Source organism: Rhizobium sp. C4 (genome assembly GCF_021026315.1).
Classification (GTDB): domain Bacteria; phylum Pseudomonadota; class Alphaproteobacteria; order Rhizobiales; family Rhizobiaceae; genus Ensifer_A.
Genome location: NZ_JAJNCX010000003.1, coordinates 357678 through 371894 on the forward strand (window position 1 = coordinate 357678; position 14217 = coordinate 371894).

A 14217-nucleotide genomic window follows, 5' to 3' on the forward strand; every position below is an offset into this window, starting at 1 on the left:
AGGAGGGGCGGTGCGCATGCCCCATCCGATCTCCCCCCTTGCGGGGGAGATGTCCGGCAGGACAGAGGGGGGTGCTACCGGTGCACAGCAGAGGACCAACCCATGAAAATCCTCATCAGCGCCTGCCTCCACGGCGAACCCGTCCGCTATGACGGACAGGCGAAGACGCTCGATCATCCCCATGTCGCGCGCTGGCGTGAGGAAGGTCGCCTCGTCGCCATCTGTCCCGAACTTGCCGGCGGTTTCGATACGCCGCGCCTGCCGGCTGAGATCGAGCAGGGCATGAGCGGCGCGGATGTCCTCGCCGGCCGCGCCCGTGTGCTTGATAGCGCCGGAACCGATGTCACCGCCGCCTATATCGATGGTGCGAAGGCAACGCTTGATCTCGCACGCCAGACGGGTTGCGTGGCGGCCCTGCTCATCGACGGCAGCCCGTCCTGCGGGTCGCGGGCGATCTATGACGGCACGTTTTCCGGGGCGAAACATGCAGGCGAGGGTGTGACGGCAGCGCTGTTTGCCGCCGCCGGCCTGCCGGTGTTCTCGCATGAAGAGATTGAGGCACTCGCGGAATTTCTCCGCGAGGCCTGATCACACAGTCGCATGAAAGATCCCAAGCCGCGCGCCCGTCTTCGCTGCTGCATTCCTGAGCGCCAGTCCGACGACGATCAGCATCATCAGATCGCCGACCGGCGAGGCAAGCCAGATACCCTTTTCGCCGACCGCGAATGGCAGCGCTAGAATGAGCGGCACGGACAGCAGATAGGGCTTGGTGAGGCTCAAGAGCCCCGCCATCCGCGCCTGGCCGAGCGCCTGGAAATAGCCGGCCAACACATTCATCGGCGCATAGATGACATAGGTTGCCATCGCATAAGGCAGGAGCCGGGCGACCTCGGCAATGACCGCCGGATTGTCGACAAACACCCGCCCGACCGTGCCGGGAAAGAGCACCAGCCCGGTCTCCAGCACGGCCGCATAGATGAGTGCGGCACCCAGCGCAAAGATCGCCGTGCGGTCGGAGCGGGCATAGAGCCCGGCGCCGTAATTGTTGCCGGCAATGCTTTGTGCGGCAAGGTTCAGGCCGAGGAGCGGCAGGAAGGCGAAGCTCATGATCCGCACGACAATGCCATAGGCGGCGATCGTGTCGGCATAGTTCGCGCCTGCCCAGGCCTGCACGCTGGCGATGATGGCGGTGGAGGCCAGCGCAATGCCGACGAAGGAGAGCGATGGCGGCAGGCCGAGCCGCACGATCTCGCCCCAATGCGCCATCGGCCGGAAGCCGGCGGGTGCCACGAAGGTGAGCGGCAGGCGGTCACGCAGCCGGATCGATAGGATCACGACAAGCGCCAACGCCTGTGCTGCAATCGTGCCGGCGGCAGACCCCGCCGTGCCATAGCCCATCCGGCCGATCAGGATATAGTTGAACAGGATGTTGAGGAGGGTCGCGACAACCGCCAGCATCGCCATCAGCCCCGCCTTGCCCTCCGAGCGCAGCGTATCGCCCTGCAGCGACAGGAAGAAGGTGATGGGGGCGGCATAGATGGTGATCGCCATGAAGCGCCAGCCCTGTTCGGCCAGCCCCGCATCATGGTTCGCAGCCAGCAGGATCGCCCGCCAGCCGAGCAAAGCAAAGAGCGCGGCCAGCACGGCCCAGAAGCCGAGCGACAGCGTGTGCGCCGAGAGGAAGACCGATTGCGCGCGCTCCCGTTCGCCGGCGCCCAGCGCCCGGGCGACATGGCTCGCCATGCCGGCCCCCGCCATGGTGGTCAGCGCGATCATCAGCATGGAGATCGGGAAGGTGAGCGTGACGGCGGTCAGGGCATCGGCGCCGGCATAGACGCCGAGAAAGAAGGCATCGACCACGGCGAAAAGCCCGTTGACGACCATGACGAGGATCATCGGCAGGGCGGTGCGGACGAAAAGCGCGCCGATCGGCGCGTGAAGAAACGGATTGGAATTCGGGTTTTTCATGACGGCAAGCTCGCTTTGTCACCCGGTGTCCGGTGGGGCCCGCATTGCCACAAGTCGGGTGGTTTCGAACTTGTTTGCTTCTGTCGTTCTTGCTTCACCGGATTGCGGGCGGCAGGTGCAAGAAACCTGACGTCGTGGATAGGCTGCAGCTTGTGGCTTGTCAAACGAAAAGGCCGCCTTGATGGGCGGCCTTCGGAAACCTCGTCTGTGGCGACGCGTCAGCGCAGGCGCAGCGTCAGGCTGTTGGGGTCGAAGGCAGCGGCTTCTGCGCCCACGGCGGCGGTGGTCGCCTCGCGGTCGATGCCGGCGAAGCTGGTGGTGCCGCGTTCGTCCGGCGGAAGCCGGGTTGCGGCCTTCATCTCGATCGTCTGCAGTTCGGCCTTGCGCGCGGCGATCTTCGCCTCATGCGCCTTCGTTTCGATGGCCGACATCTCTTCGATCAGCGGCGCTTGTGTCTTCGAAAGCGTCGTCACTGCCGAGCCGCCCATGAACTTGTCGACGCGCACCACTTCCGGCTTGCCGTCCTTGTCGATGATTTCCATCGACGTGACGCCGGCGAGTTCGGGAACCTGATAGCTCATCTTGCGAGCCGGCGCCGCCTTGCAGTCCGGGCAGGAAACCTGCACGATGCTGCCTTCCTTGACCTTGCCGGACGTCACTTTCTCGACGGATGCTGCCTGGGCAGTCACCGCTGCCGAAGCCATCAGCGTTGCGAACAACAGGGTACGCATACTCAAACTCCCATGGTTATGGGGAGACTGTAGCAAGGCAAGCTTTACAACCGGTCAGCAGAAAGAGTTAACGCTGGATTAATTTTCTCGCGCCACCGCACGCCAGCCGATATCGCGGCGCATGAAGCCGTTTGGCCACTCCACCTGATCGGCCATGGCATAGGCGCGGCTCTGAGCCTCCGTGACCGTGCTGCCGAAGGCGGTGACGTTCAGCACGCGGCCGCCGGTCGCCACCAGCTGCCCGTCCTTCAGCGCCGTGCCGGCATGGAAGATGCGCTGCGTTTCGGTCGCCGCGGGAAGTGCCGCGATCGGCGTGTTCTTGTCGTAAGAGCCCGGATAGCCCTTGGAGGCCATGACGATGGTCAGCGCCGTCTCGTCGCGCCATTCTGCGGACACTTCATGTAGCCGGCCTTCGGCGGTGGCGAGAAGCAGTTCCAGCAGGTCCGATTTCAGGCGCATCATCAGCACCTGGCATTCCGGGTCGCCGAAGCGGACATTGTATTCGATGAGCTCCGGACCCTTCTCCGTGATCATCAGTCCGGCAAAGAATACACCGGAGAAGGGGTGTCCGTCCGCGGCCATGCCGCGCATGGTCGGCTCGATGATCTCCTTCATCGTCCGCTCGACGATGTCGGGCGTCATCACCGGGGCAGGGGAATAGGCGCCCATGCCACCCGTGTTCGGACCCGTGTCGCCGTCGCCGACGCGCTTGTGGTCCTGCGCGGAGGCGAGCGCCAGCAAGGTCTTGCCGTCGCAGAGGCAGAAGAAGGAGGCTTCCTCACCATCGAGATAGGCCTCGACCACGACTTCCGCCCCGGCGGCGCCGAATGCACCTTCAAAGCAGTCATCGATCGCGGCACAGGCCTCGTCCACGGTCATGGCCACGGTCACGCCCTTGCCGGCGGCAAGCCCGTCCGCCTTGACGACGATCGGCGCGCCCTCAGCCCGCACATAGGCTTTCGCTTTCGGCGCATTGTTGAAGCGCTGATAGGCCCCGGTCGGGATATTGTACTTGGCGCAGAGGTCCTTGGTGAAGCCCTTGGAGCCTTCGAGTTGCGCGGCAGCGGAAGAGGGACCGAAGACGGCGATGCCTTCGGCGCGCAGCGCATCGGAAAGGCCGGCGACCAGCGGCGCTTCCGGCCCGACGATGACGAAGGGGATCGATTTTTCGCTGCAGAAGGCGATGACGGCGGCGTGGTCATCGACATTCAGCGTCACGCAGGTGGCGCAGTCTGCAATGCCGGGATTGCCGGGGGCGGCGTAAAGCGTCGTCAGCTTCGGCGACTGTGCGATCTTCCATGCCAGTGCATGTTCGCGACCACCCGAACCGATCAAGAGCACGTTCATTGTCAGCCTCCGTTATTGCCCGTGCTGGAGCCGTTAAGGGCGGCAGCGGCTTGCGTCAAGGCGATGCCACGCTTTTCCCGGCAAACCGGGCAGCAAGTCTTGACGCCCGGCCCTGCCGCTGCCAACAAAAGCAGCATGAGCAAGACCGAACAGACCGAATCCCGCGTCGCCGATGCGACCCCCGACAACTGGGTTTACCGCTGGCTGCCGCGCGCCGCCTGGCCCTATGCGCAGCTCGCCCGCCTCGACCGGCCGATCGGCTGGCAGTTGCTGATGTGGCCGTGCTTCTGGTCTGCGGGCATGGCGGCCAATGTTACGGCTGCGGCTGGCAGCTTCAGCATCTGGCAATTCATCGCCCATCTCTTCCTGTTCTTCGTCGGTGCAGTCGTCATGCGTGGTGCCGGCTGCACCTATAATGACCTGATCGATCATGAGATCGACGCCCAGGTCGCCCGCACGCGTTCCCGTCCGCTGCCCTCGGGCCGGGCAACCCGCAAGCAGGCGAAGATCTTCATGGTCGCGCAGGCCCTGGTCGGCCTCGTCGTGCTCCTGCAGTTCAATGCGTTCTCGATTGTGCTGGGCATCGCCTCGCTCGCCGTCGTGGCGCTTTACCCCTTTGCCAAGCGCTTCACCGACTGGCCGCAGTTCTTCCTGGGCCTTGCCTTTTCCTGGGGTGCGCTGATGGGCTGGGCGGCTGTTTTCGGGACAGTCTCTCTGGCCGCTGTCATCATGTATGTCGCAGCCGTTGCCTGGACGATCGGCTATGACTCGATCTACGCGCATCAGGACCGGGAAGACGACGCCCTGATCGGTGTTCGCTCCACCGCGCGTCTCTTCGGCGACAATACGGCCAACTGGCTGATTGCGCTTTATGGCCTGACGCTGGTGCTGCTGGCCATCGCCTATGCTCTGGCCCATCTCGGCGTTGTCGCCTATCTGGGCTTGCTGGCGGCTGGCATTGCCTTCGTCTGGCAGATCAAGGTTCTGGATATTGACGATACGGCTCAATGCCTGAAGCTCTTCCGCTTCAATCACATTGTCGGGGCCATCATCTTTGCCGGCCTGCTTTTCGCCATTCCGCTGGCCTGACCGGAAAAGAAAAAGGGCCGACCTTCAGGGGAAAAGGCCGGCCCAAAGAGTGACTGGAGTCCTCTTTGAATGCTTCTTCTGGGTATTTAGTTCCGGGCGATGATCTCCCGGCCTTCAATTTTCATGGTCACGCCCAGCTGGCCGATCGAGCGGCGAACGAGGAAGCGCGGGCGGCGGTCGGCAAAGTAGGAGTGCCGGCGGCGCGGTGCCGAGTTCTTGTTGGCGATGTTGGTCAGGTGTTCTTCTAGCGGACGGGCAACGCCATCGGCCTCCACCATCAGCATCGGAATATTGTAGGCATCGGCCCAGCTGCGCCAGTCGGCGGCGATGTCGCAGAGGTCGTGGGCGACGAGAAGCGGAATGCTCAGCTCAGGATCGTCATGATGCAGTTCCAGCGTGACGGTCACGCGGCCATCGCCATGATCGATGGCGCGGGCGGCAACGCCGCGGAAGGTTCGGGCAGGCAGAGCGAAGGAAATCGGCAGGCCGCTCGAAGGAAGAAGTTTCCGCAGGACTGCGCCGCGCTCGTCGAGCGTGATCGATACATCGCCGGCATTCGTCTGACCAGAATAGGACACCTGCTGGGGCAAGTGTTTCGGATCGAGCCGAAAGGTTGCTTCAGCCCAGACCGGGCCCATTGCTACGTTGCGCATGTTCATTACACCCTGTTTTCCTTGAGAGCCGGGGGCTCTTCTTTCGGGGCTTTTGCCCTCTTGGTAGGGTGAAGTTAGCGGGCCGATCTTCCGTCCGGCTTAATATTCGCGGTTAAGAAATCTTTGCATTCCCAGATGGTTATCGAAGTCAAACCCGACACGGTTGAGGGAGTGTGAACGGGAATGCTCGGCTTGTTCATGTTGCCTTAAAGGTTTGGGCAAGGTTTCTCGTGTAGGCTTTGATCTCCGGAAATGCGCGCGCGGAAGTCGCCGATGGTTTCGACCTTTCTCAGCTACGACCTGATCGCCAGGGACATGTCCAAGTCCCTGGATCGCGTTGCGTCCGAAGGTCTGACCAAGCGCGAGACCGAATATTTCCAGACCAATATCAAGAAGGTCACGACGGTCGACGGGTTCATGGGCGACTACCGCCTGTATTCCTATGCGATGAAAGCCTATGGGCTCGATGACATGACCTATGCCAAGGCCTTCATGAAGAAGGTTCTGGACAGCGATCTCACCGACCCGCAAAGCTTCGTCAATCGCCTCTCCGACCAGAAATATCGCGACTTTGCCAACGCCTTCCAGTTCGGCAAGGCCACCGCGACGGTCCAGACGACCGCCCAGAAGGACTCCACCGTCCAGGCCTACAAGGATCAGCTGGCCGCCGAAGAAGCCGCCGTCTCCACGGACACCGCCTACTACAAGAAGGCGATCACCTCCGTGAAGAACGTCGATGAATTCATGCAGAACAGCAAGCTCTACACCTACGCAATGAAGGCGACGGGCCTCGATCCGGATACCTATTCCAAGGACTTCATCAAGAAGGTCCTGACCAGCGACATCAACAGCAGCACCAGCTACGTCAATAGCCTGCCGACCGACACGGCAGCACGCTATCTTTTGAAGCAGAAGGCGCTCGACCTGCGCAACGCGTTCAATTTCAATACGAGCGGCGGTCTCGACAGCGGCGTCACGGCCCAGACGACTGCGCAGGCGAACAAGACGACCGAAACCTATGTCACCACGGTGCCGAGCCATGTGACACCCATCGCGGCGCAGATGAACAACACCTATCTGGCCGATCAGATGGCGAAGGTCACCAAGGTCAGCGATATTACCAGCAACGACCGGCTCTTCTCGCTGGTCAAGACGGCGCTCGGCCTCTCCTCCACGATGCTGGCGACAACCTTCCAGAATATCGTCAGCAGCGACACGTCGACGTCCAACAATTATGCCAACCAGCAGGGCGGGGCGACCTGGACTGCCATCGCCAAGATGTTCAACTTCGATACCAATGGCGATGTGAAGGCCGGCGGCTCGGCGATGACCAGCGACAACCTGTCGAAGTTGCAGAACCGCTATCTGGGCAATTACGGCAAGGACGACGATGCCAACGATGCGACCATCTATAATTACTATGGCACCCACATCGGCCAGGTGAAGAAGGTCGACGACCTCATCAACAACTCCGCCCTATACAGTTTCGCGCTGCATTCCGTGGGCTTGGCCGCGCAGGACGAGTCGCAGGCCAAGATCAGGATGGTTCTGGAAAGCGACGTCAACGATCCCAAGAGCTACGTGAACCAGCTGTCCGACAAGCGCTATCTGGCGCTCGCCAATGAGTATAATTTCGACAAGGACGGCAAGATCGGCGCACCGCGTCTTGCCCAGTCGCAGGCCGAAATCACGCTGATGGCGCAGAACTACGTCAAGATGCAGACGCGCTATGGCAACACGGCCGCCAAGGCGGGCGCCACCGACGACATGAACTACTATACCAAGACGATCCAGGGGATCGACTCGGTCGACAAGCTTCTCTCCGACAGCAAGCTGGTCAAGGTCGTGCTCGGCTCCTACGGGTTCGACCCAGCGAAGGTGACGAAGGACTTTCTCAAGAAGGTCTTCTCCTCGGATCTGAATGATCCCAAGAGTTTCGCCAATGCGCAGACCGACCAGCGCTGGGCGCAGATGGCCGGTGCGTTCAATTTCGACAACAAGACAGGCAAGATCGCGACGGTCGATCAGGCCGGCGCGATGGATCGCCGCGCCCGTATCGCCACCGTCGACAACTATTACCAGCAGACGCTGGAAACCGAAGCGGGCGATGAGAATGCCGGCACGCGCCTCGCGCTCTATTTCCAGCGCATGGCCCCGACCATCACCTCGGCCTATGATATCCTGGCCGACCAGGCGCTGCTGCAGTTCTTCAAGACCAGCAACAACCTGCCGGACGGCTTCTCGACCCTGCCGATCGATACCCAGGCCGCCAAGGTCAAGTCGGTGATGAACCTCAAGGACCTGTCCGACCCCGACAAGGTCAAGGACATGGTCAAGAAGTTCACCGCTCTCTTCGATATCCAGAACAACACCATCAGCGGCGGCGCTTCGGCGCTTTCCATCCTGTCGCCCGGCAGCGGTGGTGCCTCGCTCAGCGCCGACACGCTTTTCACCCTCTCCCAGCTCAAGCGCGGATAATCGAACGTCCGCGCTGCGGTGCATGTCGCCCGGTTGCTTTCCGTCGGGAGTCGTTATATCCAGTGAGACATAACGACTTGGGAGAACTTCATGCATCGTCGCACATTCGCCACCGGCCTTCTGGCTGCAACCGCTTTCGCACTCTCCGTCTTCACCGCCGCGGCTGCCAATGCCGGCGAGGTCAAGGTCTTTGCCGCCGCGAGCCTCAAGAACGCGCTCGACGGGATCGCCAAGGACTGGAAGGCTGAAACGGGCAATGACGTCGTTCTGACCTATGCCGCAAGCTCGGCGCTGGCCAAGCAGGTCGAGGCCGGCGCGCCCGCCGATCTCTTCATCTCCGCCGACCTCAAGTGGATGGACTATCTGGCCAAGGCCGACCAGATCAAAAAGGACAGCCGCGAAAACCTACTCGGCAACGCGCTGGTTCTGGTTGGTCCGAAGGATGCCGCCAAGACCTACGAGATCGCCAAGGGCTTCGACCTTGCCGGAGCGCTTGGCGGCGGTCGTCTCGCTGTTGGCGCTGTCGAAAGCGTCCCGGCCGGCATCTATGCCAAGCAGGCTCTGACGAGCCTCGGCGCATGGGATGGCGTGAAGGACAAGCTGGCGGAGTCCGAAAATGTCCGCGCGGCCCTGCTTCTCGTCTCGCGCGGCGAAGCCCCGCTCGGCATCGTCTACATGACCGACAGCAAGGCGGACGCCGGCGTCAAGGTTGTGGGCACCTTCCCGGAAAACTCGCACGAGCCGATCATCTATCCGGTTGCCGAGCTGAAAAACGCGCCGGCACTTGCCGCCGAGTTCCAGAAATATCTTCGCTCGAAGAAGGCGCAAGCCGGCTTCACAGGGCAGGGCTTTACGGTATTGTCCGCGAAGTGATGGCGGACAAGCGGCAGCGGAATGATACTTTCTGAAGAAGACTGGGTGGCGCTGGCGATCAGCCTCAAGGTGGCCGTCGTCGCAAGCGCCGCCAGCCTGCCCTTCGGCATTGCGGTGGCCTGGCTGCTCGCGCGCAAGTCCTTTCCGGGCAAGAGCGTGCTCAACGGTCTGGTCCACCTGCCGCTCATCCTGCCGCCGGTGGTGACGGGCTATATCCTGCTCATCCTCTTCGGCCGCAAGGGTGCGATCGGCAGTGTACTGGATCAGGTCTTCGGCATTGTCCTCTCCTTCCGCTGGACAGGGGCGGCGCTCGCCGCCGCCGTCATGGGCTTTCCGCTGATGGTCCGCGCCATCCGCCTTTCCATAGAAAGCCTCGACAAGGGACTGGAAGCCGCCGCCTCGACGCTCGGGGCTGGCCGTTTCAATGTCTTCCGCACCATCACCCTGCCGCTGATCATGCCGGGCATCGTGACGGGAACCATCCTCTCCTTCGCCAAGGCCATGGGCGAATTCGGCGCCACCATCACCTTCGTCTCCGCCATTCCCGGCGAGACGAAGACGCTGGCCGCCGCGATTTACAGCTACACGCAGGTGCCGGGCGGCGATGAAGGCGCGATGCGGCTCACGCTGATTTCCGTCGTCGTGTCGCTGGCAGCACTGCTTGCCTCCGAACTACTGGCCCGCCGGGTTCAGACCCGCACGGAGGGTCGCGATGTTTGAGATCGACATCCGCCACGCGCAGGGCGACTTTAAGCTCGAAGCCGCCTTCACCGCCGGCGACGGCCTGACGGCGCTGGTCGGTCCCTCCGGCTCCGGCAAGACAACGCTTGCGAACATCGCCGCCGGCCTCATCCGCCCGGAGGAGGGCCGCGTTACCTTCAACGGCGAGACATGGTTCGACAGCGAACGAACGATATTCCTCCCCGCCGACCGCCGCCGCATCGGCTATGTCTTTCAGGAAGGCCGGCTCTTCCCGCACATGACGGTGCGGCAGAACCTCAACTACGCCCGCCATTTCCGCCCGACGCGGACGAATGAAGCGGCGGATGCCCGCCTGATCGAGCTGCTCGGCATCGGCCATCTGCTGGAGCGCCGCCCGGCTGGGCTTTCCGGCGGCGAGAAAAGCCGCGTCGCCATCGGCCGCGCGCTCTTCTCCGCCCCGTCGCTCCTCATCATGGACGAGCCGCTCTCGGCGCTTGATCCGGCCCGCAAGGCTGAAATCCTGCCGCATCTAGAATATGTTCGCGATGAGATCGGCATTCCGATCCTCTATGTCAGCCATGCGATGGAAGAGGTCGCGCGGCTTGCCAATCGCGTCGTGTCGGTTGCCGGCGGCCGCGTGGTGGCCGAGGGCGAGCCGGGCGCGGTTCTGGGCGGCGCGCGTCCGATGCCGGACGACATGGAGCCCGCGACCTTCATCAGCGCCCGCATTAGCCACCATCTGGAAAGCGAGGGGCTGACCGTTGCCAACAGCCGGGCAGGGCGCATCTTTTTGAAACGCAGCGCCGCCGAGCCCGGCGACTGGGTCCGGGTCTATATCTCCGCGCAGGATATCATTCTTGGCATCGGTGAGCCCGGGAACCTTTCCGCCCTCAATCGTCTCGACGGGCGCATTCTGGGGCTTGCCGAGCGCGGCGGCAGCGTCTGGGTGACGGTTGATTGCTCCGGCGAGGTCGTGCTGGCGCAGGTCACGCGCCATTCGGCGGCGCGCATGGGGCTGGCGGAAGGCCAGCCGGTCAGCCTGTTGTTCAAGTCGGTGTCGATCGACACGCAGGGTCTGTTCAGGCGTCAGGCGCCTGATGCCTTGCCGTAGGCCCAGAGGAGCACGATACCGATGACCATGGTGATGGCCGCCATGATCATGCCGATATCATAGCTGCCCGTCATATCCGCAATCCGGCCCACAACGGCGGGCGCGACAATCTGCGCCACGCCATAGGATAGCGTCAGCCGCGCCATGGCGCCGGAAGGATTGTCGCTGTTGCGTTTTCCCGCCAGCGCGAGCGTCAGCGCCACGATCCCCATGAAGGTTCCGCCGAAGAGCAGCGCCCCGCCAATGGCCGCAAGCGCGCTATGGCTCACGAGCGGCAGAATGATGCCGACGATCTGCAAGGCATAGGCCAGGATCAGGGTCGGCACATCACCGATCCGCCGCGCCAGCCGATCCCAGGCGAGCGTCGCCGGGATGGCGGCCACACCGACAACGATCCAGATGAAGGGCCCAAGATGCGAAAGCTGCGGCACTTTGGCCGCCGCCGCGACGACAAATGTGGCGCTGACGACGAAGCCGACGCCGGCGCAGAAATAGGAAAGATTGAGCAGCCATGCGCCGGGATGCGGAACCTTGGCAGCACCCGCCGCACGGGTCGTGGTCGCACCATCCGGCGCGGGCATCCAGAACCATGCCGGGATGAGCAGAGCCAGCGTGACCGCGCCGAACACATGCCATTGTCCCGCCCAGTCGAGCGACCCGTTCGTTGCCATCACCAGCGCGCCGGACAGGATAATACCGACCGCGAGCCCGATGAAATGCAGCCCCAGCTCCGGCCGCCGTCCGTGGCGGACGAGAAAGGCCAGAACCATGCCCGAAGCGAGCAGCATGCCCGAGGCCCCGCCGACGCCGGCAATGTAGCGAAGCAGGAGCCATGCCCAGGTTTGCGTTGTCAGCCCCATCCCGGCCGTGCCGATGACGCCGGCGATCAGGCCCACCCGGTAGACAAGAAAGCGCTTCCGTGCATCGGAAATCGTCGAGGCCATGAGCGCCCCGGTCATGTAGCCGGCATAGTTGACGGTCGCGAGCAGCCCGCCGACGAAGGGCGACATGCCCGTCTGCGCCTGCATCAACGGCAGCATCGGCGTATAGGCAAAGCGCGCAATCCCCACCGTCAACAACATCGCCGCCATCCCGGCCGCCATGACCTGCCAGGGCTTGATGGTTTCGGATTGGGGCAGTGCGATATTCGACATGGGGGTGTCCGGCTTTGCTACATGATAATGTCAGCAAGACCTAACACGTTCCCTGTGTCGGGATTATTGAACTTTTGGACAGAAACTTGTGCCCGGGGGCGCTGGAGAGTGCTGTTGGCGGTAGTGGACCCCCTCTCTTGCGATTTCTAACACTTAGCTAAAGCTAAGATGTTGAAATCGCTTTCTCCCCCACCGAGGGGGAGATTGGAAAACGCGGGCACGGCATACTCCCCCTCTCCCCCCTGGTGGGGGAGAACGCAAAATCACGGTCTTAGGCGAAGCCTAAGTCGTAGATTTTGCAAGAGAGGGGGGTAGTTCCGCCTTACTCCGCCTCATCCTTCTTCACCACAGGCTCCCCAAGCGCCGCTTCGATCCACTCGAGATCGCCGCCCATGGCCTTTTCCGCTCGCTTCTCCATGCTGCGAAACCGCGCCAGCAATTCCTCGCCAAAGGGCGTCAGCGTCGCCCCGCCGCCCTGCTTGCCGCCCTGGGCCTTCAGCACGACCGGCTCGCGGAACATGCCGTTCAGCTCGTCGATCAGCAGCCACGCCCGGCGATAGGACATGTTCATCGCAGCCCCCGCCGAGCGGATCGAGCCGTGGGTCTTGATCAGTTCCATCAGCTGCGCCTTGCCCGGCCCCAGCGGATGGTCGCCCGGCATGGAAAGACGGAGTTTGAAGCCGATCTTGTCGCTCATTGCAGCACCTTGCCGGGGTTCATGATGCCGGCGGGATCGAAGGCGGCCTTGATGCGATGCATGAGATCCATTTCGATCGGGCTTCGAATGCTGGCAAGCTCGTCGCGCTTCAGCTGGCCGATGCCATGTTCGGCCGAAATCGAGCCGCCATGCTTCAGCACGATGCCGTGGACGATGGCGTTCACCTCGCGCCAGCGGGCGAGATAGGCCGCCTTGTCCGCGCCGACCGGCTGGGAAATATTGTAATGGATATTGCCGTCGCCGAGATGCCCGAAGGCGCAGATGCGGGCGCCGGGCACGGCCGCCATCACGGCCTTTTCCGCCTCCGCCATGAAATCCGGCACCTGCGACACCGGCACGGAAACGTCATGCTTGATCGATCCGCCCTCCGGCTTTTGCGAATCCGACATGCTCTCGCGCATATGCCAGATCGCCTTGCGCTGCGCCTCGGAGGAAGCCACGACCGCATCATCGATCAGCCCGCGCTCATAGGCCGTTTCCAGCAGGGTGCCGATCATCCGCTCGGCCGTCTCTTCCGCATCCGAGGTCGAAATATCGATCAGCGCATACCACGGGTGAACGGTGACAAGCGGGTCGCGCACATTCGGAATATGCCGCGTGGTGAACTCGACGCCGATGCGCGGCATCAGCTCGAACCCGGTCAGCGCCGTGCCGCAAAGTCCGGCGGCAAACTCGAAAAGCTTCAGCGCATCCGCCGGGCTCCTCAGTCCCACGAAGGCGACCTGATGCCCGCGCGGGCGGGGGAAGAGCTTCAGCACCGCCCCGGTGATGACGCCAAGCGTGCCTTCCGCACCGATGAAGAGATCACGCAGGTCATAGCCCGTATTGTCCTTCTTCAGCCGCCGCATGCCGTCCCAGATTTCGCCGGTCGGCAGCACGACTTCGAGACCGAGGCAGAGCTGGCGCATATTGCCATAGGCGAGAACCGCAGTCCCCCCCGCATTGGTGGAGAGATTGCCCGCCACCCGGCAGGAGCCTTCCGAGCCGAGCGACAGCGGAAACAGCCGGTCGACCTCTTCGGCCGCCTTGTGGACGTCTTCGAGAATGACGCCGCCATCGACGGCAATCACATTGGCAACCGGATCGACATCGCGGATGCGGTTGAGCCGGGCAAGCGACATCACGATATCGGCACCGTCCGTGCGCGGCACGCCACCGCCGACAAGCCCGGTTCCGCCGCTGACGGGCACGATGGGCGTCTTCGTTTGGCTCGCAAGCTTCATGATCGCCGCGACCTCTTCCGTCGATCCTGGCTTGAGGACAAGCGGAGTGGCGCCACGATAAAGTCCACGACCTTCGGTCAGATAGGGTTCCACATCGGCAGGCACACGAAGCGCATTGCCGGTTCCGACGATGGCGGCGAAACGGTCAAGCAGGTCGGCAGACGGCATTC

General features: G+C 63.0%; 13 protein-coding genes. 6 read left to right on the forward strand and 7 right to left on the reverse strand.

Annotated elements, in window-relative coordinates; translation table 11 throughout:
• Positions 1-102 precede the first annotated feature (102 nt).
• Positions 103-588: a DUF523 domain-containing protein gene (locus tag LQK84_RS08140; protein ID WP_230828188.1), complete on the forward strand. Its 486-nt coding sequence runs from the start codon at positions 103-105 to the stop codon at positions 586-588.
• On the opposite strand, the gene LQK84_RS08145 is transcribed toward LQK84_RS08140, so the two are convergent.
• The 3 genes from LQK84_RS08145 to purD all read right to left on the reverse strand — a co-directional run bounded on the left by LQK84_RS08145 (position 589) and on the right by purD (position 4046).
• Complete coding sequence (locus LQK84_RS08145; RefSeq protein WP_230828189.1) at positions 589-1968, reverse strand: MATE family efflux transporter; 1380 nt, start codon at positions 1966-1968, stop codon at positions 589-591.
• Positions 1969-2186: 218 nt separating this feature from the next.
• Positions 2187-2699 (reverse strand): plant virulence effector HPE1-like domain-containing protein, encoded by a 513-nt coding sequence (locus LQK84_RS08150; RefSeq protein ID WP_230828190.1) that lies wholly within the window; start codon positions 2697-2699, stop codon positions 2187-2189.
• Between the two features lie 78 nt (positions 2700-2777).
• Positions 2778-4046, reverse strand: a complete 1269-nt coding sequence (gene purD, locus LQK84_RS08155; protein WP_230828191.1) for a phosphoribosylamine--glycine ligase — start codon at positions 4044-4046, stop codon at positions 2778-2780.
• Positions 4047-4181: 135 nt separating this feature from the next.
• Between purD and ubiA the strand changes: the two genes are divergently transcribed.
• Entirely contained in the window at positions 4182-5135 is a 954-nt protein-coding gene (gene ubiA, locus LQK84_RS08160) for a 4-hydroxybenzoate octaprenyltransferase (protein WP_230828192.1), read from the forward strand.
• A gap of 86 nt (positions 5136-5221) precedes the next feature.
• Here the strand turns inward: ubiA and LQK84_RS08165 are convergent, their stop codons facing one another.
• Positions 5222-5794, reverse strand: a complete 573-nt coding sequence (locus LQK84_RS08165) for a DUF6101 family protein (RefSeq protein ID WP_442966921.1) — start codon at positions 5792-5794, stop codon at positions 5222-5224.
• Between the two features lie 267 nt (positions 5795-6061).
• On the opposite strand from LQK84_RS08165, the gene LQK84_RS08170 reads away from it, so the two are divergent.
• The 4 genes from LQK84_RS08170 (at position 6062) to modC (ending at position 10952) form a co-directional block, all read left to right on the forward strand.
• Positions 6062-8266: a DUF1217 domain-containing protein gene (locus LQK84_RS08170; protein ID WP_230828193.1), complete on the forward strand. Its 2205-nt coding sequence runs from the start codon at positions 6062-6064 to the stop codon at positions 8264-8266.
• Between the two features lie 90 nt (positions 8267-8356).
• Positions 8357-9139: a molybdate ABC transporter substrate-binding protein gene (gene modA, locus LQK84_RS08175; RefSeq protein ID WP_230828194.1), complete on the forward strand. Its 783-nt coding sequence runs from the start codon at positions 8357-8359 to the stop codon at positions 9137-9139.
• A 21-nt stretch (positions 9140-9160) separates the two neighbouring features.
• Entirely contained in the window at positions 9161-9859 is a 699-nt protein-coding gene (gene modB, locus LQK84_RS08180) for a molybdate ABC transporter permease subunit (protein ID WP_230828195.1), read from the forward strand.
• Entirely contained in the window at positions 9852-10952 is a 1101-nt protein-coding gene (modC, locus tag LQK84_RS08185) for a molybdenum ABC transporter ATP-binding protein (RefSeq protein WP_230828196.1), read from the forward strand. Before modB ends, modC begins: the two co-directional genes overlap by 8 nt.
• Here modC and LQK84_RS08190 read toward each other — a convergent pair.
• From LQK84_RS08190 to LQK84_RS08200, 3 genes are all read right to left on the reverse strand, one after another.
• The gene (locus tag LQK84_RS08190) at positions 10928-12106 is read right to left on the reverse strand and encodes a YbfB/YjiJ family MFS transporter (protein ID WP_230828197.1); all 1179 of its coding nucleotides are present in this window, start codon (positions 12104-12106) and stop codon (positions 10928-10930) included. The two genes, modC and LQK84_RS08190, sit on opposite strands and share 25 nt — an antisense overlap.
• 322 nt (positions 12107-12428) lie before the next feature.
• Entirely contained in the window at positions 12429-12803 is a 375-nt protein-coding gene (locus tag LQK84_RS08195) for a winged helix-turn-helix domain-containing protein (RefSeq protein WP_230828198.1), read from the reverse strand.
• Positions 12800-14215, reverse strand: a complete 1416-nt coding sequence (locus LQK84_RS08200; protein WP_230828199.1) for an FAD-binding oxidoreductase — start codon at positions 14213-14215, stop codon at positions 12800-12802. The genes LQK84_RS08195 and LQK84_RS08200 overlap by 4 nt, the downstream gene beginning before the upstream one ends.
• Positions 14216-14217 lie beyond the last annotated feature (2 nt).

Excerpts from the sequence above, each read along its gene's own strand:
- ubiA (WP_230828192.1), top strand. The coding sequence starts at position 4,182 with ATGAGCAAGACCGAACAGACCGAATCCCGCGTCGCCGATGCGACCCCC.
- LQK84_RS08200 (WP_230828199.1), bottom strand. The coding sequence starts at position 14,215 with ATGCCGTCTGCCGACCTGCTTGACCGTTTCGCCGCCATCGTCGGAACC.
- LQK84_RS08165 (WP_442966921.1), bottom strand. The coding sequence starts at position 5,794 with ATGAACATGCGCAACGTAGCAATGGGCCCGGTCTGGGCTGAAGCAACC.
- LQK84_RS08150 (WP_230828190.1), bottom strand. The coding sequence starts at position 2,699 with ATGCGTACCCTGTTGTTCGCAACGCTGATGGCTTCGGCAGCGGTGACT.
- LQK84_RS08190 (WP_230828197.1), bottom strand. The coding sequence starts at position 12,106 with ATGTCGAATATCGCACTGCCCCAATCCGAAACCATCAAGCCCTGGCAG.
- modA (WP_230828194.1), top strand. The coding sequence starts at position 8,357 with ATGCATCGTCGCACATTCGCCACCGGCCTTCTGGCTGCAACCGCTTTC.
- modC (WP_230828196.1), top strand. The coding sequence starts at position 9,852 with ATGTTTGAGATCGACATCCGCCACGCGCAGGGCGACTTTAAGCTCGAA.
- LQK84_RS08145 (WP_230828189.1), bottom strand. The coding sequence starts at position 1,968 with ATGAAAAACCCGAATTCCAATCCGTTTCTTCACGCGCCGATCGGCGCG.
- purD (WP_230828191.1), bottom strand. The coding sequence starts at position 4,046 with ATGAACGTGCTCTTGATCGGTTCGGGTGGTCGCGAACATGCACTGGCA.
- LQK84_RS08195 (WP_230828198.1), bottom strand. The coding sequence starts at position 12,803 with ATGAGCGACAAGATCGGCTTCAAACTCCGTCTTTCCATGCCGGGCGAC.
- LQK84_RS08140 (WP_230828188.1), top strand. The coding sequence starts at position 103 with ATGAAAATCCTCATCAGCGCCTGCCTCCACGGCGAACCCGTCCGCTAT.
- LQK84_RS08170 (WP_230828193.1), top strand. The coding sequence starts at position 6,062 with ATGGTTTCGACCTTTCTCAGCTACGACCTGATCGCCAGGGACATGTCC.
- modB (WP_230828195.1), top strand. The coding sequence starts at position 9,161 with ATGATACTTTCTGAAGAAGACTGGGTGGCGCTGGCGATCAGCCTCAAG.